Below are 18,684 nucleotides of genomic sequence, written 5' to 3'. Positions count from 1 at the left end.
CCGGCCGGTGACCGGTCGCACCTGTGTGGATGCAAGACATGTCTGAAAATTCTCCCCGCAAAGCCGTCGTGCTCGTTTCCGGCGGCATGGATTCGGCCGTCACCATCGCGCTGGCGCGCGAGCAGGGTTACCAGGTGCACGCACTGAGCGTGGCCTACGGCCAGCGCCACAACTCGGAGCTGGCCGCGTCCGATCGCGTCGCGAAGATGCTCGGTGCGGTCGAGCACAAGACCGTCGGCATCGACTTGCGCAGCATCGGCGGCTCCGCGCTCACCGCCGATATCGACGTGCCGCTGGACACCGTGGACAGCAGCGACATCCCGGTGACCTATGTGCCGGCGCGCAACACCATCATGCTGTCGATCGCGCTGGGTTGGGCCGAGGTGCTGGGTTCCAGCGACATCTGGTGCGGGGTCAACGCGGTCGACTACTCGGGTTATCCGGATTGCCGCCCCGCCTTCATCGAGGCGTTCGAGACCCTGGCGAACGTCGCCACCAAGGCCGGCGTGGAAGGCGCCGGGATCCGCATCCACGCACCGCTGATGCGCATGAGCAAGGCCGACATCGCGCGCGAGGGCCAGCGCCTCGGCGTGGATTTCTCCGCCACGGTCAGCTGCTATCAGGCCGACGGCGACGGCCGCGCCTGCGGTCATTGCGACGCCTGCCGGTTGCGCGCGCAGGGTTTCCGCGAGGCGGGGCTGGCCGATCCCACGCGCTACGCCTGAGCGTCCGGTGCGCTTGCTTGTGCCGCTGCCGCCCAGCCCGTAAAATTGTCTGCTTGAGTTTTGCAATGATGGGTCGTTAGCTCAGTTGGTAGAGCAGTAGACTTTTAATCTATTGGTCCCGGGTTCGAGTCCCGGACGACCCACCAGTTTTCAGAGCGTCCTGACGGGCGCTCTTTTTTTGTCCCCGCCGGCGGCTTCAGTCGTCGTCGCGGGTGACGCTCCACACCGACATCATCGCGCTGCGCAGCTGTTGTGGCGAAACCGGCTTGTACAGCAGCGGAATCTTCGCGGCGATGATTTCGCGCAGGCGCTCGATGCGGGTTTCGCCGGTGACCAGCAGGCGCGCGAATGGCGTGTTGCCATCGCGCAGGTAGTGCTGGTCGAGTGCGGCGAAGACGTCCAGGCCGCGTTCGCCGCCGCGCAGGTGCAGGTCGGAGATCACGATGTCGGGTGGCCCCGGCCAGTTCTCGACGGCCTCCAGCGCCTGCAGCCGATCCTCGGCCACTTCCACGTCGCAGCCCCAGCTGCGCAGAAGGAAGCGGATGCCGGAAAGGATGGCCGGGTCGTCATCCACGACCAGCACGCGTTTGCCGGCCAGGTCGGCGGATACGTCGTCGTCGGGTGCGGGCGGTTCCGAGCGTGCGGTGGCGATCGGCAGCTGGAAGTGGAACACGCTGCCACGACCGAGCCGGGACTTTACCCGGACCTCGGTATCGAGCAGCTCCGCCAGCCGTTGCACGGTGACCAGACCCAGGCCCAGGCCCGAGTGCGAGCCGTCATGAAGTCCGGTATCGGGACGGTCGTCGATGCGGTAGAACTCGTCGAACACGCTGGACAGATGTTCCGGCGCGATGCCGCTGCCGGTATCCCATACTTCGATGCGTATCCGCCCATCGCCGGCGCGCCGGGCGCCGATCAGCGCGCCGCCATGGCGGGTGAAGCGCAAGGCGTTGCTGACCAGGTTGTTGAGTATGCGGGTCAGCATGGTGCGGTCGCTGCGGACCCACAGCCGGGTAGGGTGGATCGTCAGCTGCAGCCCGCGCTGCTCCGCGACCATGTCGAAATTGCGGCTGACCTCGGCGAGAACATGGTCGAGCGGGAACTCGCTGATCTCGACCTGCACCGCGCCGGTTTCCAGCCGCGACAGGTCGAGCAGTTCGCTGAACAGGTGGTCGAGCGACTGCACGCATTCCTGGATGTGGGCGATCCGATCCAGCCGTTGCGGGTCGTGTTCGTCCACGGCCAGCGCGGAGGAGAACAGGGTCAGCGCGTACAGCGGCTGGCGCAGGTCGTGCGAGGCGGCCGCCAGGAAGCGCGACCTGGCCAGGCTGGCCGCTTCCAGCGCGGCGTTCTTGCGGGCCAGCTCCTGCGTGGCTTGTTCGATCTGCTGCTCCATGCCGCGCTGCACGTCGTGCAACGCGGCCGCCGCATGGTTGAAACCCTGCTGCAGCTCGCCGATCTCGGTGCGATCGGTCACCGCCACCGCCACCTGGCGGTCGCCCTGGCCGAGCTGGCGCACGGCACCGGCCAGATGGCGCAACGGCGCACTGATCCAGCTCGCCGCCTGCCAGCCGATCACGCCGGCGACGAGCAGACTCAACAGCAGGACGGCCAGGGCGTAGCGCAGGCTTGCGTGCTGGGCGACGATCGCGTCGTGCAGGCTCACGTTTACCAGCACCGAACCCAGCACGGCTTTTCCGGGCTGGTCGCGATCGAACACGTCGCGCACCACGGTCAGGGTCTCCTGCGGATCGCGGCTGTCGTCGGGCTCGTGATGGTCGGCCAGGATCTGGCCGGCGGTGGTGCGGATCTGCACGCGCGTCACGTGCGGCAGGTCGCCGATCGAGTCGGCGATCCGCACCAGCTCGCGCAGCTGCATCGTGCGCAGTGGCTGCAGGCTGATCGAGGCCGCCTGGGTGGCGATCGCCTCGGCGTTGCTGCGCGCCATCTGGCGCAGGTTGAACAGCTGGCGCTGGGTCAGGAAGGTCACCAGCAGTGCGGCGGTGATCAGGGCAGGCACCAGCGCCACAAAGGCCAGCCGCTGCATCAGCGACGTGCGCTGCCACAGGCGTGCGGGCCAGGAGTTGGTCGCCATGTCCATCCACCCCATACCTCCCCTGCATTACCCCGCGCCAGCGCGCCGGGCCAGATCCAGCCCTTGCCCATGCATCCGGGTGGTCCGGACCCGACGCAACACTAGCGCGAAATGGGTGGATTGACAGCTGCCGGCGGGTGTTTCAGTCGATCCGCCCGTGGCCCTGGCGGTGCCGTCGGGTGATGCGTTCGATCAGCAGCGGCAGCAGGGCGAGCAGGGCGATCGCGCCCAACGGCAGCAGCACTTCGCGGTGCATGAACAGGCCGATGCCGAAGCTGCCGTTCTGGCTCATGGCCATGGCGTCGCCGAGGCCTGCGCCGATCGAGGTTTCGAAGATCAGCGATACGGTGCCGCCGAGCCAGCTGGCGCCGAGGAACAGCCACAGCGGGCAGCGCAACCACGCCAGCGCCACGGTCACCGCGCCGAACGGCACGACCGGCACGAAGCGCAGGAACAAGGTGTAGCTCACTGGGTGCCGTTCGAAGCCGTGGTGCAGTCGCGCCACGAAGGCGGGCGGCTGGCGGCTGCCGGGGCCGAACGCGTAACGGCTGGCCAGGTACAGGATCAGCGAGCCGAGGGTGAGCCCGGCCGACGAGCACAGCGTGGCGTCGACCACGCCGAACGCGAAGCCGCCGGCCAGGATCACCACGATGGTGCCGGGAATCCCGGTGGCCACGGTCAGCGTCAGCAGCCCGATGAAGGCCAGCCGGGTCAGCCACGGGTGTCCGGCAATCTGCGCGTGCAGCTCGGCCTGGTGCGCCACCAGCTGGTGCGGACTCAACTGGTCCAGCGAGCCGGAGGCAAACAGGACGATGCCTGCCAGCACCAGCAGGACCAGCGGCAGCGCGGCACGCCAGCGGCTCAATACGGTGTGCCGGTGGCGCCGTAGGTGGCCAGTACCTCGCGGGCCTGGTCGCGCAGGATGTCACGGCGCACGGCGATGCTGCGGCGGGTCAGTTCGCCGACCCAGTCGGCCGGCAACGGGCCCTCGTCGAACTCGGTGAGTTCCTCGACGTCTTCGGAGCGCGCACCGATCAGCAGTTCGTCGATGCCGGCCCACACGGTGGCGCCATAGCACTGGCAGCACGGCTGCGAACTGGTGGCCAGCACGTAATGGCCGCCGTCCTCGTTCAGCCGGTGCCGGCCCAGGCGCTGCTGCGCGATCATGATCACCATCATCTCGGCATGCGCGACCGAGCAGCTTTGCGGCACCACCCGGTTCACCCCGACAGCGACCAGCCGGCCGCTGTGACTGTTGAACACGGCGGCGCCGAACGGGCCGCCACCGCCGCGATCCACATTCTGCCGCGACAGCTCGATCGCCAGGCCCACGCGTTCCTCGTCGCTCTGGTAACGCCGGTTGGTGTCGGCAATGTCGCCGATCCACGGCGGCAACGTGAGATGGATCTGCAGCGGCAGCATGCCTTCGCTCCGTTTACTGGCCGGCCGGCCGGGCCCAGACGTCGCGCAAGGTCACCGTGCGGTTGAACACCGGCGCGTCGGCGCGGTGGTCGACGCGGTCGGCCACGAAGTAGCCGAGCCGCTCGAACTGGAAGCGCTGTTCCGGCTCGACGCGGGCGGCGGCCGGCTCCAGCCACGCCCGCACCACGCGCTTGGCCTCGGGGTTGACGTGGTCGAGCCAGCTCTTGCCGTCTTCCTCGCTGTCCGGCGCGGGCACGCTGAACAGGCGGTCGTACAGGCGCACCTCGGTGGCCACCGCGTGCTTCGCGCTGACCCAGTGGATCGTGCCCTTCACCTTGCGGTCGGCGCCGGGCAGGCCGTGGCGGGTTTCCGGATCGAGCGTGCAATGCAGCTCGACCACGTTGCCGGAGGCGTCCTTGATGATCTCGACGCACTTCACGATGCCGACGCCGCGCAGGCGCACTTCGCCCTCCGGCTTCAGCCGGTGGAAGCCTTTCGGCGGCACTTCGGCGAAGTCGTCGCGCTCGATCCACACCTCGCGTGCGAACGGCACTTCGCGCGTGCCGAAGCTCTCGTCCTTGGGGTGGTTCGGGAAGACCAGCGTTTCCTCGTGGCCTTCCGGCAGGTTGGTGATCACCAGCTTCAGCGGGTCGAGCACGGCCATGCGGCGCGCCGCGGTGGCGTCCAGATCCTCGCGGATGCAATTCTCCAGGATCGCGTAGTCGATCACGCTGTTCTGCTTGCTCACGCCCACGCGCTCGATCAGCAGGCGCAGCCCGGCCGGGGTGAAGCCGCGCCGGCGCAGGCCGCGCAGCGTGTTCATGCGCGGGTCGTCCCAGCCGTCCACGAAGTTCTCGTTCACCAGCTGCGCCAGCTTGCGCTTGCTGGTGATGCAGTAGCTCAGGTTGAGCCGCGAGAACTCGATCTGGCGCGGCTTGGCCGGCTTCGCCTCCAGGCCCGCGGCAACCACCGGCTGCCACAGCTCGGGATGGTTCGGCAGGTCCACCTGGTCCACGCACCAGTCGTACAGCGGGCGGTGGTCCTCGAACTCCAGCGTGCACAGCGAATGGGTAATGCCTTCCATCGCGTCGGACAGCGCATGCGCGAAGTCGTACATCGGGTAGATCGGCCAGGCGTCGCCGGTGTTCTGGTGGGCGACCTTGCGGATACGGTAAAGCGCCGGGTCGCGCATGTTGATGTTGCCAGCGGCCATGTCGATCTTCGCGCGCAGCGTCTTGCTGCCGTCGGCGAACTCGCCGGCGCGCATGCGGCGGAACAGGTCGAGGTTCTCCTCGACGGAACGCTCCCGCCAGGGCGAGTGGCGGCCCGGTTCGGTCAGCGTGCCGCGGTACTGGCGCATCTCCTCGGCGCTGAGGTCGTCGACGTAGGCCACGCCGTCCTCGATCAGCTTGCAAGCGCTGCGGTAGAACACCTCGAAGTAGTCCGAGGCGTGGCGCAGCTCATGCCATTCGAAGCCAAGCCAGCGCACGTCGTCCTTGATGCCCTGGACGAATTCGGGGTCTTCCTTGCCCGGGTTGGTATCGTCCAGGCGCAGGTTGCACCAGCCGCCGAACTCCTTCGCGATGCCGAAGCTCAGGCAGATCGCCTTGGCGTGGCCGATGTGCAGGTAGCCGTTCGGCTCCGGCGGAAAGCGGGTGTGGATGGCGCTGTGCCTGCCCGCGGCGAGGTCGTCGCGAACGATCTGCCGGATGAAATCCTGCAGCGGAGCCGCCTGATGCACGGCGGCCGTCGGACTGGCGGGTGCAGTGGCGGGATTCTCGTTCGACATCGGGTTGGACTCGCAGGCGGTAGCGGAAACGCCCAAGTTTACCCTGTCGCCGCCACCGGGCGCAGGACGGCCGTGCCCGGCGGTGCAGCTTGCCCCGCGTCGCCGTGCGGGTTAGCGTGCAGGCATGCACACCGTCTACCGCGCCGAAAACCTGTTCGATGCCCATCTGGTCAAGGATGCGCTGGAGGCCGACGGCATTCCGGCGTTCATTGCCGGCGAGTACCTCACCGGCGCGGTGGGCCAGCTGCCGGCGATGGATTACATCGCGGTGATGGTGCCCGAATCGAGCCTGGCCGCCGCCAACGGCATCGTGGGCGAGGTCGAGGCCCGGCTCATCGAGGCGCGGCAGGCGATCGAGGACGATGACCTGCCGGACGACCCGCTGGCCATGCCCTGCTGAGTCGCGTGGCCGCGCGCATTCCCTGAGGAAATCCCATGCAAGACATCGCCGCACTGATCCGCGCCGTGCCCGATTTCCCCCGGCCCGGCGTGATGTTCCGCGACGTCACCCCGCTGCTCGTCAATGCCGGCAGCTTCGCCCGCTGCATCGACGCGCTGGCCGAGCCGTGGCAGGGCAGCAGTGTGCAGGCGGTGTGCGGCATCGAGGCGCGCGGTTTCATCTTCGGCGCCGCGCTGGCGCAGAAGCTGCACGCCGGCTTCGTGCCGCTGCGCAAGCCGGGCAAGCTGCCGCCGCCGGTGGCGACGGTGGACTACCAGCTGGAATACGGCAGCGACCAGCTGCAGGTGCAGCGCGATGCGTTCAGGCCCGGCGAGCGCGTGCTGCTGGCCGACGACGTACTGGCCACCGGCGGCACCCTGGCGGCGGCCGCGGCGTTGGTCAGCGAACTGGGGGCCGAATTGCTCGGCGCCAGCGTGGTGATCGAGCTGCCCGTGCTGCGGGGACGCAGCCGCTGGCATGCCGGCAGACCGCTGCACAGCCTGTTGCGTTACTGAATCCCGCGCGTCGGGCGCGTCGCGCGATGGGGCCGCTCAGGGCGCGGCCGCGCCGACGCTCTCCACGTAGATCAGCTCGCACGCGCCGGCGCCGGTGTCGTCGCGGCTTAGCGAGGTGTTCCAGTGCCAGCCGTCGGCGCGGCTGGCGTCGACCAGGAAGCCTTCGATGTGCACGACCTGGCCGGGGCGGACCTGTTCGAGCTGGCGTTTCACGTCCGCGTCGGCGGGGATCATGTGCATGTTCGCGCTGGAGGTCTCGATCTCGCGGCGCGGGATCGGGAATGCCTTGACGTGCCAGTAGTAGAAGCGGCCGGACTGGGTGATGTCGATCTTCGCCAGCACGTCGCTGTCGGACATGCGACCCCAGCCGAGGGCGAGGTCCAGCGGCACCAGGTCGGCGTCGGCGCCCCACGAATAGTCCTTGCGCGACAGCACGCGGGCGGTGATGTCGAAGTGCGCGCGGGTGGTCAAGGTGGTGTCGCCGCGCTGCAGCTGCGCGCCGTGGTCGAGGTCGACCTGCACCGGGACTTCGGCGGCGAGCACGCCCGGCCCCGGTTGCAGCGGGCGACGGTGCCAGTGCGACAGCGCGCCCAGCAGCACCAGCAGCAGGACGGCCGCCAGCAGGAGTTTGCGCATGCTCAGGCGAAGTCCGCCGCCAGGGTGCGCCGTTGTTCGGACGTGAGGGTGGCCTCGACCGGCATCGCCGGCAGGGTCGAGGCCAGCGCGACCGCGGCGCCGGCGCGCCAGTCCGCGATCATCGAGGGGCCGAGTTCGAAACGCAGGAAGTGCACGGCGGCGGTCTTCTCGTCGTTGCTGCGCCCCATGTCCTCGTCGGCGATGGCGGTGACCGCGGCGTGGCCGTGCACGCTCAACGCGATCGCATGCTCGATATGGCGCAGGCGCACCAGCTCGCGCTTGCGCTGTTCGACGTCGGCATATTCGATGAGCATCGTGGCCTTGAGGTTGCTGCCGTCGGGGATCAGCGGATTGTAGGCGTCCAGCTCGTCCTGGATGCCGTCGGCCTCGAAGATGCGCTCGATGCGCAGCATTTCCTGCACCTGGTACTGGATGCTCAGGCGGTCCTCGAAGATCAGCGTGAGGTGCTCGCCGAGATGCACCGTGCGCTGCTTCTTGTGCGCCATCACGCGGGCACGGAACTCGTTGCGCTGCTGCGCGTAGGTTTCCAGGCTGAGCAGGTCGGTGCGGGTGAGTTTGTCCATGCTCAGATTCCGTAAGCCTTGCGCAGCAGGCTCAACGGATGTTCCGCCGCCGGCTTGTCGTCGAGGCCGTGCGCGATGTGGCCGCCGGCCATCGGGCAGTCGCTGGTGAAGTGGTCGGGGTTGGCCTGCTCGACGCGATTCTCCACCGGTTTGGCCAGCTTGCGCGAGAGTGCGTAGGTCTTGTGCTTCACGCCGTAGGTGCCGTCGTGGCCTGAGCAGCGCTCGATGGTGACGATTTCGGTGCCTGGCACCAGTTGCAGGATGTCGCGCGTCTTCGGGCCGATCTTCTGCACGCGCTGGTGGCACGGCACCTGCCAGGCGACCTTGCCCAGCGACTGCCTGAAGTCGGTCTGCAGCAGGCCGGCCTTGTGCCGTTCGGCGAGGTATTCGAACGGATCGAAGAAGCGCTCGCGCACCAGCGCGACGTCGGCATCGTCGGGGAACATCAGCGGCAGTTCCTGCTTGAACATCAGCACGCAGGACGGGATCGCCGCGGTGAAGTCCCAGCCTTCGCGTGCCATCTTCGCCAGCACCGGGATGTTGCGCTCCTTGTATTTCTTCACCGTCTGCAGGTCGCCCAGTTCCAGCTTGGGCATGCCGCAGCAGCTTTCCTGTTCGACCAGCCTGGCCGGGATCGCGTTGTGCTGCAGCACCGCGGCGAGGTCTTCGACCACCACCGGGTCGGAGTGGTCGCAATAGCAGGTGGCGAACAGTGCCAGCCTCCCGCGCGTGCGGCCGGCGGGAACCGCTTCGCCGCTGCCGTCGAGGCCGCGCAGGCGTTTGCGCGCGGTGGGCGCGTGGTATTCGGGCACGCGCGCCTTCGCGTCGACGCCCATGGTCTTTTCCAGCAGCTGGCGCGCGGCCGGGTTGCGGTTGGCGGCGTTGACGACCTGCACCACCACCGGGATCGAGGCGAGCTTGCCGACGGCGCGCGTGCTGGACAGGATCTTTGACGACAGCGGCGCGCCGTCACGCTCGAACGCCACCGCCTTGGCACGCAGCATCAGGTGCGGGAAGTCCACGTTCCACGGGTGCGGCGGCGTATACGGGCACTTGGTCTGGTAGCACAGGTCGCACAGGTAGCACTGCTCGGTAACCTTGGGGTAATCGGCCTTGTCGACGCCGTCGATCTCCATCGTCTTGGAGGCGTCGACCAGGTCGAACAGGGTGGGAAAGGCGTGGCACAGGCTGACGCAGCGGCGGCAGCCGTGGCAGATGTTGAACACGCGCTCCATTTCCGCTTCCAGCGCCGCGGCGTCCCAGAAGGCCGGGTCGTGCTGGCCCAGCGGGTGGCGTGTGGGTGCGTCGAGATTGCCTTCGCGCGTTTCGTGGATGGGATCGGCCATCGTCATTTCCCCGCGGGTTGGGCGAGATCGGAGAGGAAAACGTCGCACCATCACCGTCATTCCGGCTTTCGCCGGGATGACGGTTTGTTCGTTCGGCGGTTCCTCAGCCCAGTTCGCCCAGCGCCTTGGTGAAGCGGTTCGCGTGCGAGCGCTCGGCCTTGGCCAGGGTCTCGAACCAGTCGGCGATCTCGTCGAAGCCTTCCTCGCGCGCGGCCTTGCTCATGCCCGGGTACATGTCGGTGTACTCGTGGGTTTCGCCGGCGATGGCGCTTTTCAGGTTCAGCTGGGTGCCGCCGAACGGCAGGCCGGTGGCGGGGTCGCCCACCGCTTCGAGGTATTCCAGGTGGCCGTGGGCGTGGCCGGTCTCGCCTTCGGCGGTGGAGCGAAACACCGCGGAGACGTCGTTGTAGCCCTCCACGTCGGCCTTGGCGGCGAAGTACAGGTAGCGGCGGTTCGCCATCGACTCGCCGGCAAAGGCGTCCTTCAGGTTCTGCTCGGTCTTGGATCCTTTCAGGTTGCTCATGACATCACCTCGTGGCGTTGGGCTGGGAGGGTTGCGAGTGCGGCCTTCATGGTCGTGACCTGCCGAGCCTAGCGCGCGGCGGGCGAATGCTGAAATTGATTGTCTGGATCGGGCAAATAGCCTGCAGCTATCGGCGCGCCGCCTTGCGCGCGGGACGGACGGGTTCCGCCGGTACCGCAGGCGAGGCTGCCGTATGCGGGTTCAGCAGATCCGTCGGCAACTGCCGGAACACGGCCGCCAGCCGTTTCAGGAAGCCGTCCATCGCCGAGCTCTTGCGCCAGACCATGGCGATGCGCCGGCTCGGCGGATGGCCCTTGAACTCGATCAGGTGCAGGTTGTCCAGCGGCGCCACGGGCGGCTTCACGGCGGTGACCGGCAGCAGGGTGATGCCGACGTTCGCCGCCACCATCTGTCGCAGCGTCTCCAGGCTGGTGGCGCGGAACCCGCTGCGTTCGGCGGCGCCGGCAAGGTGGCACACCTCCAGCGCCTGGTCGCGCAGGCAGTGGCCGTCTTCCAGCAGCAGCAGGTTCTGGTTGGACAGGTCGGCCAGTTTCAGCTGACCTTGCTTGTGCGCCAGCGGATGGGCTTCCGACACGGCCAGCAGGAAGGGCTCTTCGAACAGGAACTCGGTATGCAGGCTGTCCTCGTGCAGCGGCAGGGCGAGGATGCCGGCGTCGAGTTTGCCCTCGCGCAACAGGCGCAGCACGGCCTCGGTCTTTTCCTCGACCAGCAGCAGCTCCAGCTTGGGGAATGCCTTGCGCACCAGCGGCAACGCGTGCGGCAGCAGGTACGGACCCAGGGTGGGGAAGATGCCCAACCGCACCGTGCCGGATTCGGGGTCCAGCGTGCGCCGGGCCACGCTGCGGATCTGTTCGATCCCGTTGAGCACGTCGCGCGCGCGGATGGCGATGTCGCGGCCGACCTCGGTCAGCAGCACCTTGCGCGGTGTGCGCTCGACCAGCGGCACGCCCAGTTCCTCTTCCAGCTTCTTGATCTGGGTGGACAGGGTGGGCTGGCTGACGAAGCAGGCCTCGGCCGCGCGGCCGAAGTGCCGATGTTCGGCCAGGGCCACCAGGTACTGGAGATCGCGCAGGTTCATGGATCGTCCCGGCTTGGCAATAGCCATACGCTATGGCTGGGATGGTAACAATCAATTGGAGCAATGCAAGCGAGGGTCCTATCCTGTGCCCACGTTGTGCTCGTGACACCCCGCGCGCCGGAGCTCCCCCTCCCTCTCCCCCGCAGGCGCGCGGGCTTCCCCGGCCGGTGATGAAGCTTGCTTCGTCGCCGGTTTTTTTTGTTCGGGATTCCCTCGCGGACGGTCCTGGATCACGCGTGCCGGCCCCCCGGGCATGCCTTCTGGCACTGGGTCGAAGGTCATGCCGGCTCTAGCTTTGGAGGTTCTCCACGTACCCAGGGAAATCACCATGCGCCGACTCGCCCGTCCTCTTCTGCTCACCGCGCTGGCCGCCTGCTGTGGCGCGGCATTTGCCGCCACCGCCGACCAGGCGCCGCAGGGCCGCTTGCCCGGCTGGGCCGTGCCGCAGTCGTACCAGCTGGCGTTCAAGGTCGATCCGGCGCAGCAGGATTTCTCCGGCACCACCACGATCAAGGTCAAGCTGACCCAGGCCTCCGACCACCTGTGGCTGGACGGCGCCGAGTTGAAGGTGTCGAAGGTGACGATCACCGACGCCGCCGGCAAGGCGCACGCCGGCAAGTACGTCGCGGTGGATCCGAAGGCCGGCGTGGCGCGGGTGGATTTCGGCAGCAGCCTCAAGCCGCAGCAGCTGACCCTCAGGTTCGAGTACACCGCACCGCTCAACGCGCAGCTGCAGGGCCTGTACAAGGTCACCGCCAAGGGCCAGCCGTACGCGATGACGCAGATGGAACCGATCAGCGCGCGCTTCGCCTTCCCCGGTTTCGACGAGCCCGGCTTCAAGACCCCGTTCGATCTCAGCATCACCGTGCCCGACCACGAAAACGTGGTGGCGAACACCCAGCAGGTGAAGGAGCAGCCGGCCGGCAAGGGCTGGAAGACCGTGACGTTCGCGCAGACGCTGCCGCTGCCGACCTACCTGGTCGCGTTCGCGGTCGGTCCGTGGGACATCGTCGCCGGCCCGGACATCTCGCCGACCGCTTATCGGGTCAAGCCGCTGCAACTGCGCGGCATCGCCGCCAAGGGCGAGGGGCAGCGCATGAAGCACGTGCTGGGCGAAACGCCGAGCATCATCCACGCGCTGGAGAACTACTACGGCTTCGGCTATCCGTTCGACAAGCTCGACCTGCTGGCCGCACCGGATTTCGAGGCGGGCGCGATGGAGAACCCGGGCCTGGTCACTTTCCGCGACTGGCTGCTGCTGATCGACAAGGATTCGCCGGCGCGCAACGTGCAGGGCTCGTTCAACGTCAACGCGCATGAGCTGGCCCACCAGTGGACCGGCGACACGGTGACCACCGAATGGTGGAACGACATCTGGCTCAACGAGGCGTTCGCCACCTGGATGCAGCAGAAGGTGACCATGCAGGTGCACCCGGAATACCGCGCCGACCTCGACCGCGTGCGCGGCGGCCAGGGCGCGATGAACAATGACAGCCTGGTCAGCGCGCGCAGCATCCGCCAGCCGATCACCGGCAACGGCGACATCATGACCGCGTTCGACGGCATCACCTACCAGAAGGGCGCCAGCGTCATCGGCATGTTCGAGAACTACGTGGGCGAGAAGACCTACCAGAAGGGCATGCGCGCGTACATCCAGAGCCAGAAGTACGGCAACGCCACCGCCGACGACCTGGTCTCGGCGATCGCCACCGCGGCGGACAAGGGCGACGCGTTCAAGCACGCGTTCAAGAGCTTCCTCGACCAGTCCGGCGTGCCATACGTGGCCACGAAGCTGGAACAGAAAAACGGCCAGACCGTGCTGCAGCTGAGCCAGAGCCGCTACCTGCCGCTCGGCAGCAGCGGCGATCCGCAGCGCATCTGGGGAGTGCCGGTATGCGTGCGCTACGGTACCGCCGACGGCAGCAAGGTGGCTTGCGAAATGCTCGACAAGGCGACCGGCTCGATGGTGCTGGCCGGCGCCAGCACGCCGACCTGGATCATGCCGAACGCGAACGCCAGCGGCTATTACCGCTTCAGCCTCGACAAGTCGGAACTGGGCGCGCTGGTCAAGCAGATCGGCAAGCTCAGCGATGCCGAGCAACTCGCCTACGCCGACGCGATCGGCGCCAGCTTCCGCCATGGCGACCTCGATGCCGGCGACATGCTGGCCGCACTGCAGCCGTTGACCGCTTCGAAAATCCGCGAAGTGGCCACCGTGCCGCTGGGCCAGGCGGCGCAGCTCTACCACCGCATCGCCGCAAACGATGCGCAACGTGCCCGCCTCGCCGAATGGGCGAAGGCGGCCTACCTGCCGCGCCTGGAACAGCTCGGCTACCAGCGCAAGGCGAACGAGCCGGAAGACGATGCGCTGATGCGCAGCAGCCTGGCCAGCTCGCTGGCGTTCGACTTCAAGCTGCCGGAAGTGCGTGCGGCCCTGCTCAAACAGGGTGACGCGGCACTCAAGCCGAAGGCGGATGGCCGTCTGAACCTGGCCGCCGCCGATCCCGACCTGCTCGGCGACGCGCTGGGCGTGGCGGTGCAGGAACACGGCAAGAGCGCGGTCGATGCGTTGATCGCCGAACTGCCCAGGACCAGCGACCCGGCCTTGCGCAACGGCATCCTCGGCGGCCTGGCCAGCGTGGAGGATCCGGCGCTGACCGAGCAGGTGCGCAACTTCGCCCTGACCAAGCCGGTGAAGGTCGGCGAGATGGGCATGCTGCTGCGCGGCGGCCGCGACACCTTGGCCCAGCGCGACGCGATGTGGGCCTGGTTCACCGCCCACTACCAGCAGATCCTCGATCGCACCGGCAGCTTCTCCGGCGGCCGGCTGCCGTCGCTGGCCGGTGGCGGCGGCTGCAGCACGGCCGAGTACGATCGCCTGCAGGCGTTCTTCAAGACCCGCGAGAAGGACGCCGCCGGCATCGGCCGCGGCCTGGCGCAGACGGGCGAATCGATCCAGCTGTGCAGCGCGCTGAAGGCGAAGCAGGATCCGGCCGCGATCCTGCGCTGAGCGGCAAGGTGGAACCGAAACAGCCGGCACGCACAACGTGCCGGCTGTTTCGTTTGCATGGATCGAAGAACCCTTCGGCCAGCCGTTGTCAGGTCGCGGCGACGACGTCCTTCGGCACATTGGCCTCGATCCAGCCGATGACGAATGCCTCCAGCGCCACCCGCGGCGGCACCTCGATCCCGCCCTCCCGCACGAACGCGGCGGCCGCTTTGATGAATGATTGCCTGGACTGATTCGATGACTGTCGCGCGGCAGCCTGCTGCTGCCGCAGCCGGACGATGTGCGGCGATGGCTGGCCCGGCCGCGCGAACTTCTGGTACCGCCGCAACTCATCCGCAACCACTTCGGTATCGAACGATGCCTGCAGCATGGCTTTGCGCGCCTTCAGCAACTGGAGCAGATGGGCAGCGGCTGGCGTCGGTTGGCCGGAGTTCTCCGTGACAAGAGGGACGCGGGCGAGTGATGGCGGCGTGTTCGCGGGCGCGGATGCGCCGATGTGCTCCAGCTGGCTCAGGAAGCCGGCGTGGGGGAAGGGCTTCGGGGTTGCCATGGGGAGCCTGATTCTGGAGAAGTTGGACGATACGTCCTTCGCCGGCGGGATGCCACGGCGGCGGTTGAAAGCCGCCGGGGTAACGGCAAAAGAGGGGCGTGCAGGACGCCCGTAGCTGACTCCCGTATCGCCCGTTCCTTCTGGTTGGTTCTAGAATCTCCACGTATCGCGGGCGCCTTCCGCTGCAGTGCATGGCCCTGCATGCGTCGTCGTCGTTCCACACAATGCGTTCCACCGGCATCACCTGCAGGGGGCTTGATGATCGAGCTGGAAATCCAGGGCCTCTCGGAAAGCCGGAAGGGGCTGCTGATGGAGGTCGGGCGGCTCGCGCTGGCCAGTGGCTTCGCGCTGCAGCGGCAACGCCTGGTGCAAGGCGAACACGGCATCCTGCTCAGCGTGATCGTGCGGGGACCGCCCCGCGCCAGACGCACGCTCGAGGCGGCGCTGGACGGCTGCGATCGTTTCATCAGCGTCAAGGTGTTTCCCTACACCGAGGACGAGCCGAGGCCGCATTTCGCGATCTCGCACAAGCGCGCGCGGCCGACGGTCGTGGCGCCGCCGGCGCCGGCAGGGCCTGCGTTCACACCAGCCGTACCGGTGGCCACTCCATCGCCTGGCGTGGCGAGCCCGCCAGCGCCGCGGCAGGCAGCCTCGCCCGAGCCGGAGTTCGAGTTCATCCAGCCCACGCCACGGCCACCTGCACCGGTGAAGTCCGTGGAGACGGCGTTGTTCGTCGAACCGGTTGCGCTGGCGCCGGACGAGGCGGCGGTCGACAAGGCGTTGCGGGATTTGGAGCGTGACTACCCGCGGGTGCTGCCGCAGCTGCTGGCGCTGCGGCATGCGGTCGCTGCGGATGCGCGCGAGCCCTCGCTCGCGCTGGCCGGCCGGCGCGTGGGCACTTGGGTGTTCGGGCGCGAGTACGCGCTGGATGGCGGACTGGACCTGCGCGAGGCGGTCGAGCGCCTGGGCATCCCTGCCTTGCGCGCGCTGGTCGAGGTCGACCAGCAAGGTATGCAATTGCACATCCACGACAGCCCCCTGTGCGCGGAGGAAGGCCAATCCGGCTGCGGTTTCTTCAGCGGTTTCCTGGAGGGATTGCTCGGGCCGGCCATCGCGCCGGGCGGGCTGTCGATCTTTCCTGTTTGCTGCCGGAGTTATGGGGCGGACGAGTGTGTGCTGGCGATTTCGGATTGAGTAGGTGTTTGCGATTTTGTTGCTGCTTTTTTGAAGCAAAAGCTTTCATGCGCCTTCGGTGCCCGAGTCGCTCCTTTGCGCCTGCCCGAGAGAACGTAGCTACTGTACCGCCGCCGTATCCGCGGCAGTCCTGCAATGACAGCCGCGCTGCGATGGCGCCGGCTGTGCAATCGCCGTTCTGCCTGGGGCGGTGTCCATCAGTATGTCCCGCGGCACGTCGTCACCGCTTTGGCGTCGATTCCATAAATAAAATGGTGCGAGCCGTACATCGGCATTCTCTGCCTTGTCCTCGGGTACGGTGGTGGTCAGCACGATGCCGGCGCCCCTCTTCCGCGCCACTATGTCCGCCACCGCGGGGCCGGCTCGTCTGCATGCGTGAAGCCGCGCGGAACCCGGCGCGCAGCAGGTTCATCAGCGCCCGTGCATGGAGCGCCGCAATCGAAACGCGCTTCTGAAAGGAGCTTCCGTCGAGGGAGCGTGAGGGCAGATGTCGTCATGGCCTCAAGCGGGTCGCTTGGCGCGTTGATGTCGCGAAATCGTGGCGGGCGTAGGGACGTCTATTCAAAACTTCATAGGCAATGACATGCCTGGGTACGAACGTGTCGCGCTCATGGCCGGTCCCTTGATGCTTTGTGGCGGCCGGGGTATTCATCGGGCACGCACCGATCGGCCAAGCCTATTCAGGCGCCTCCAATGGTGTGTTACAGATCGAGGGTCAGTTTTCCCCTGCACCTGGAAACACACGCAATGATCCTGTTTCCGCGGGATTTCTCCGCATCGGACAGCACGAGATCGCGATGGTCGAGATCTCCTGACAGGACGCCAATCACGCAGCTTCCGCACAATCCCTGTTCGCACGAACTGTCCACCTTGATGCCGTGACGTTTCAGTGCCGACAGCAAGCTTTCGTCCGGTCCCACAAGCAGGACTTCGCCGCTGCGCGCCAGTGTCACGCTGAATGAACTGCCAAGTGTTGCGATCGACAGGAGATCATTGCTGAAGCATTCACGATGAAAATGCGGCCCGGGCAGCCCGGCGGATGCGGCACATGCCTCGGCTTTCGCGATGAACCCGGATGGGCCGCAAACATAGGCGTGGGCGCCGGAACTGGTTGTCTTCATCAATGCCTGGATCTTCTCGCCCACCTCTTCGCGAGACAAGCCGACGTGAAGCGAAAATTCCCGCGTGCCACACGCTTGGCGCAAATCGTCGACAAAGGGAAGGCTACCGACACTTCTGCCGAAGTAATGGAGCTCGAACGGCATGCCTCCCGCCTTGAGGTATCTCACCATGCTGATGATCGGCGTTATGCCGATACCGGCGGCAAGCAAGAGCGATTTTTGCCGTGTGTGCACCAGCTTGAAGTTGTTCCGCGGCTGGTCGACGAACACGCACTGCCCAGGCTCGAGGTCGTGCATGGCCCTGGAGCCTCCTCTCCCTCTCTCGTCCAATTTCACCGCCAGTACGAAGTGGCCGATATCCTCCGGGCCGTTGCACAGCGAGTATTGACGCACCAGTCCGTTGGCCATCATCACGCTGACGTGCGCTCCCGGGGTGGATTCAGGCAGTTGCGCTTTGTCGGCCGGAACCAGCGTAAAGCGTTTGACGCCCAGCGAAACGTCGGACACATCGCGTACCAGCATTCGGACGAATTCACGGGAGGAGACCGGCACGGCTTGCGCGCGTTTGCGGACGGTGAAACTGCGAACTCCGGAATAGAAGAGATACAGCAATCCGAGGAGCGCGAGAAATGTCGACACCTGGCCGGCCAGCCCGCCCACGAGGCCCAGGTGAAGAGATACGAGCCATGAATAGGCGCGCTCGCTTGCCGGCGTTCTTGCGTAAGGGATGTACCCGAGAATCTTGCCCGACCGCGCATCGGCGAATACGAAGCTGACGCCCCGCGGATTGCGGGTTTCCGATTCGATGACCGTGATCTCGACGACGCCATGCTTTGGCTGATACTGGACGGTCGTGAGCAGTGGGCGCGAATGAAGAACCCCTGCCGCGTTCGCCAATGCGCTGTCGATCGCCGGAGGAGCGCGCGGATCGATGGGTCCCGCAGCGGGCCATTCGATGCTTGCGGATCCGAGAATGGCATTCAGTGCCCGCTTGTCGGGATCGAATGCCATGAAGGAGCCCGCGATCGTGATGACAAGGAGGATCGGCGCCACGAGCACGCCGGTCACTGAATGACGGTTCCTGAGTCGGGCGCGACCGCTCAAGGCGGAATTGATCTTCAACGACGCGGGCCAGGCCGCCAGCCTGCGGGGCCACCACGTGAACAGACCCAGGAAGACGAGAAGGAGGCAGGTGGCCAGCGCGATCGTTCCGCCCAGCAATCTCCCGGCGCGTTCGCCCATGAAGCGGAGTCGATGGATGTACTCTGCTGCCCCGAAGAAGCTGGACCATCTGGAATGCATCGCGATCAATCGGCCCGTACAAGGATCGAAGTAGCCTTGCACCTGGTCGGAGAACCTCACGATCACCGAGGAAGACGGGTTCCCCATCACCCACACCGACTCGATCCGGGACGCACTGTGGATCCTCTGTGCACTTGCGGCAATCAGATCGACCGATGCCGGCCGCTGGCATGTGCTGGTTGTCTGCAGGTACGGGCTGACCGTCGCGTTGAGCTGGGGCTTGATGAGGACCCACGCCCCTGTCAGTGCAAGGTACGCACATGCAACTCCGATCGTTATACCCGTCCAGCGGTGGACATGAGCTGAGAGTCGCCGCACAGCGCTGCCTCCCGAA

The 18,684-nt window shown here is 66.9% G+C and carries 16 protein-coding genes and 1 tRNA gene; 6 read left to right on the top strand and 11 right to left on the bottom strand.

Annotated features, from left to right (window positions below):
* The first annotated feature begins 38 nt into the window (after positions 1 to 38).
* Both queC and KK131_RS15840 read left to right on the top strand, forming a co-directional pair.
* On the top strand, positions 39 to 725 hold the full coding sequence (gene queC / locus KK131_RS15845; RefSeq protein WP_214557683.1) for a 7-cyano-7-deazaguanine synthase QueC: 687 nt from the start codon (positions 39 to 41) through the stop codon (positions 723 to 725).
* 70 nt (positions 726 to 795) lie between these two features.
* A tRNA-Lys gene (locus tag KK131_RS15840) sits at positions 796 to 871 on the top strand.
* Positions 872 to 921: 50 nt separating this feature from the next.
* Here KK131_RS15840 and KK131_RS15835 read toward each other — a convergent pair.
* The 4 genes from KK131_RS15835 to KK131_RS15820 all read right to left on the bottom strand — a co-directional run bounded on the left by KK131_RS15835 (position 922) and on the right by KK131_RS15820 (position 6,031).
* Positions 922 to 2,820 carry a hybrid sensor histidine kinase/response regulator gene (locus KK131_RS15835; RefSeq protein WP_250887330.1) on the bottom strand — a complete coding sequence of 633 codons (1,899 nt, stop codon included), beginning with the start codon at positions 2,818 to 2,820 and terminating at the stop codon, positions 922 to 924.
* Between the two features lie 142 nt (positions 2,821 to 2,962).
* Positions 2,963 to 3,685, bottom strand: coding sequence for a VTT domain-containing protein (locus tag KK131_RS15830; RefSeq protein ID WP_214557681.1), 723 nt, complete (start codon positions 3,683 to 3,685; stop codon positions 2,963 to 2,965).
* A complete protein-coding gene (locus tag KK131_RS15825; RefSeq protein ID WP_214557680.1) occupies positions 3,682 to 4,242 on the bottom strand; it encodes a nucleoside deaminase in 561 nt (186 codons plus the stop codon). The genes KK131_RS15830 and KK131_RS15825 overlap by 4 nt, the downstream gene beginning before the upstream one ends.
* 13 nt (positions 4,243 to 4,255) lie before the next feature.
* Positions 4,256 to 6,031: a glutamine--tRNA ligase/YqeY domain fusion protein gene (locus tag KK131_RS15820; RefSeq protein WP_214557679.1), complete on the bottom strand. Its 1,776-nt coding sequence runs from the start codon at positions 6,029 to 6,031 to the stop codon at positions 4,256 to 4,258.
* Positions 6,032 to 6,155: 124 nt separating this feature from the next.
* Here KK131_RS15820 and KK131_RS15815 point away from each other — a divergent pair, with 124 nt between their 5' ends.
* Positions 6,156 to 6,431, top strand: a complete 276-nt coding sequence (locus KK131_RS15815; RefSeq protein ID WP_214557678.1) for a DUF2007 domain-containing protein — start codon at positions 6,156 to 6,158, stop codon at positions 6,429 to 6,431.
* A 35-nt stretch (positions 6,432 to 6,466) separates the two neighbouring features.
* Positions 6,467 to 6,985: an adenine phosphoribosyltransferase gene (locus tag KK131_RS15810; RefSeq protein WP_214557677.1), complete on the top strand. Its 519-nt coding sequence runs from the start codon at positions 6,467 to 6,469 to the stop codon at positions 6,983 to 6,985.
* A 36-nt stretch (positions 6,986 to 7,021) separates the two neighbouring features.
* Here KK131_RS15810 and KK131_RS15805 read toward each other — a convergent pair whose 3' ends face one another.
* The 5 genes from KK131_RS15805 to KK131_RS15785 form a co-directional block, all read right to left on the bottom strand.
* On the bottom strand, positions 7,022 to 7,621 hold the full coding sequence (locus KK131_RS15805; RefSeq protein WP_214557676.1) for a hypothetical protein: 600 nt from the start codon (positions 7,619 to 7,621) through the stop codon (positions 7,022 to 7,024).
* 2 nt (positions 7,622 to 7,623) lie between these two features.
* Positions 7,624 to 8,205, bottom strand: coding sequence for a DUF3501 family protein (locus KK131_RS15800; RefSeq protein WP_214557675.1), 582 nt, complete (start codon positions 8,203 to 8,205; stop codon positions 7,624 to 7,626).
* Positions 8,206 to 8,207: 2 nt separating this feature from the next.
* Positions 8,208 to 9,551 (bottom strand): heterodisulfide reductase-related iron-sulfur binding cluster, encoded by a 1,344-nt coding sequence (locus KK131_RS15795; protein WP_214557674.1) that lies wholly within the window; start codon positions 9,549 to 9,551, stop codon positions 8,208 to 8,210.
* Between the two features lie 103 nt (positions 9,552 to 9,654).
* Positions 9,655 to 10,074 carry a rubrerythrin family protein gene (locus KK131_RS15790; RefSeq protein WP_056389959.1) on the bottom strand — a complete coding sequence of 140 codons (420 nt, stop codon included), beginning with the start codon at positions 10,072 to 10,074 and terminating at the stop codon, positions 9,655 to 9,657.
* A 127-nt stretch (positions 10,075 to 10,201) separates the two neighbouring features.
* Positions 10,202 to 11,173 (bottom strand): LysR substrate-binding domain-containing protein, encoded by a 972-nt coding sequence (locus KK131_RS15785; RefSeq protein WP_214557673.1) that lies wholly within the window; start codon positions 11,171 to 11,173, stop codon positions 10,202 to 10,204.
* A 328-nt stretch (positions 11,174 to 11,501) separates the two neighbouring features.
* Between KK131_RS15785 and KK131_RS15780 the strand changes: the two genes are divergently transcribed.
* Positions 11,502 to 14,183, top strand: a complete 2,682-nt coding sequence (locus KK131_RS15780) for a M1 family metallopeptidase (protein WP_214557672.1) — start codon at positions 11,502 to 11,504, stop codon at positions 14,181 to 14,183.
* Positions 14,184 to 14,271: 88 nt separating this feature from the next.
* Here KK131_RS15780 and KK131_RS15775 read toward each other — a convergent pair whose 3' ends face one another.
* The gene (locus tag KK131_RS15775; protein WP_214557671.1) at positions 14,272 to 14,733 is read right to left on the bottom strand and encodes a hypothetical protein; all 462 of its coding nucleotides are present in this window, start codon (positions 14,731 to 14,733) and stop codon (positions 14,272 to 14,274) included.
* Positions 14,734 to 14,991: 258 nt separating this feature from the next.
* Between KK131_RS15775 and KK131_RS15770 the strand changes: the two genes are divergently transcribed.
* Positions 14,992 to 15,927: a hypothetical protein gene (locus tag KK131_RS15770; RefSeq protein WP_214557670.1), complete on the top strand. Its 936-nt coding sequence runs from the start codon at positions 14,992 to 14,994 to the stop codon at positions 15,925 to 15,927.
* 701 nt (positions 15,928 to 16,628) lie between these two features.
* On the opposite strand, the gene KK131_RS15765 is transcribed toward KK131_RS15770, so the two are convergent.
* Positions 16,629 to 18,668, bottom strand: a complete 2,040-nt coding sequence (locus tag KK131_RS15765; RefSeq protein WP_214557669.1) for a PepSY domain-containing protein — start codon at positions 18,666 to 18,668, stop codon at positions 16,629 to 16,631.
* Between the last annotated feature and the right edge of the window lie 16 nt (positions 18,669 to 18,684).

It is taken from the genome of Rhodanobacter sp. LX-99, from assembly GCF_018599185.1.
GTDB lineage: Bacteria > Pseudomonadota > Gammaproteobacteria > Xanthomonadales > Rhodanobacteraceae > Rhodanobacter.
Note: the sequence above shows the minus strand (reverse complement) of the source record. Positions and strands in the feature narration are given on the sequence as shown.

Bases quoted from the DNA above. Each gene is read 5' to 3' on its own strand.
- KK131_RS15805 (WP_214557676.1), bottom strand. From the start codon at position 7,621: ATGCGCAAACTCCTGCTGGCGGCCGTCCTGCTGCTGGTGCTGCTGGGC.
- queC (WP_214557683.1), top strand. From the start codon at position 39: ATGTCTGAAAATTCTCCCCGCAAAGCCGTCGTGCTCGTTTCCGGCGGC.
- KK131_RS15825 (WP_214557680.1), bottom strand. From the start codon at position 4,242: ATGCTGCCGCTGCAGATCCATCTCACGTTGCCGCCGTGGATCGGCGAC.
- KK131_RS15790 (WP_056389959.1), bottom strand. From the start codon at position 10,074: ATGAGCAACCTGAAAGGATCCAAGACCGAGCAGAACCTGAAGGACGCC.
- KK131_RS15780 (WP_214557672.1), top strand. From the start codon at position 11,502: ATGCGCCGACTCGCCCGTCCTCTTCTGCTCACCGCGCTGGCCGCCTGC.
- KK131_RS15770 (WP_214557670.1), top strand. From the start codon at position 14,992: ATGATCGAGCTGGAAATCCAGGGCCTCTCGGAAAGCCGGAAGGGGCTG.
- KK131_RS15775 (WP_214557671.1), bottom strand. From the start codon at position 14,733: ATGGCAACCCCGAAGCCCTTCCCCCACGCCGGCTTCCTGAGCCAGCTG.
- KK131_RS15810 (WP_214557677.1), top strand. From the start codon at position 6,467: ATGCAAGACATCGCCGCACTGATCCGCGCCGTGCCCGATTTCCCCCGG.
- KK131_RS15800 (WP_214557675.1), bottom strand. From the start codon at position 8,205: ATGGACAAACTCACCCGCACCGACCTGCTCAGCCTGGAAACCTACGCG.
- KK131_RS15785 (WP_214557673.1), bottom strand. From the start codon at position 11,173: ATGAACCTGCGCGATCTCCAGTACCTGGTGGCCCTGGCCGAACATCGG.
- KK131_RS15820 (WP_214557679.1), bottom strand. From the start codon at position 6,031: ATGTCGAACGAGAATCCCGCCACTGCACCCGCCAGTCCGACGGCCGCC.
- KK131_RS15815 (WP_214557678.1), top strand. From the start codon at position 6,156: ATGCACACCGTCTACCGCGCCGAAAACCTGTTCGATGCCCATCTGGTC.
- KK131_RS15795 (WP_214557674.1), bottom strand. From the start codon at position 9,551: ATGGCCGATCCCATCCACGAAACGCGCGAAGGCAATCTCGACGCACCC.
- KK131_RS15835 (WP_250887330.1), bottom strand. From the start codon at position 2,820: ATGGCGACCAACTCCTGGCCCGCACGCCTGTGGCAGCGCACGTCGCTG.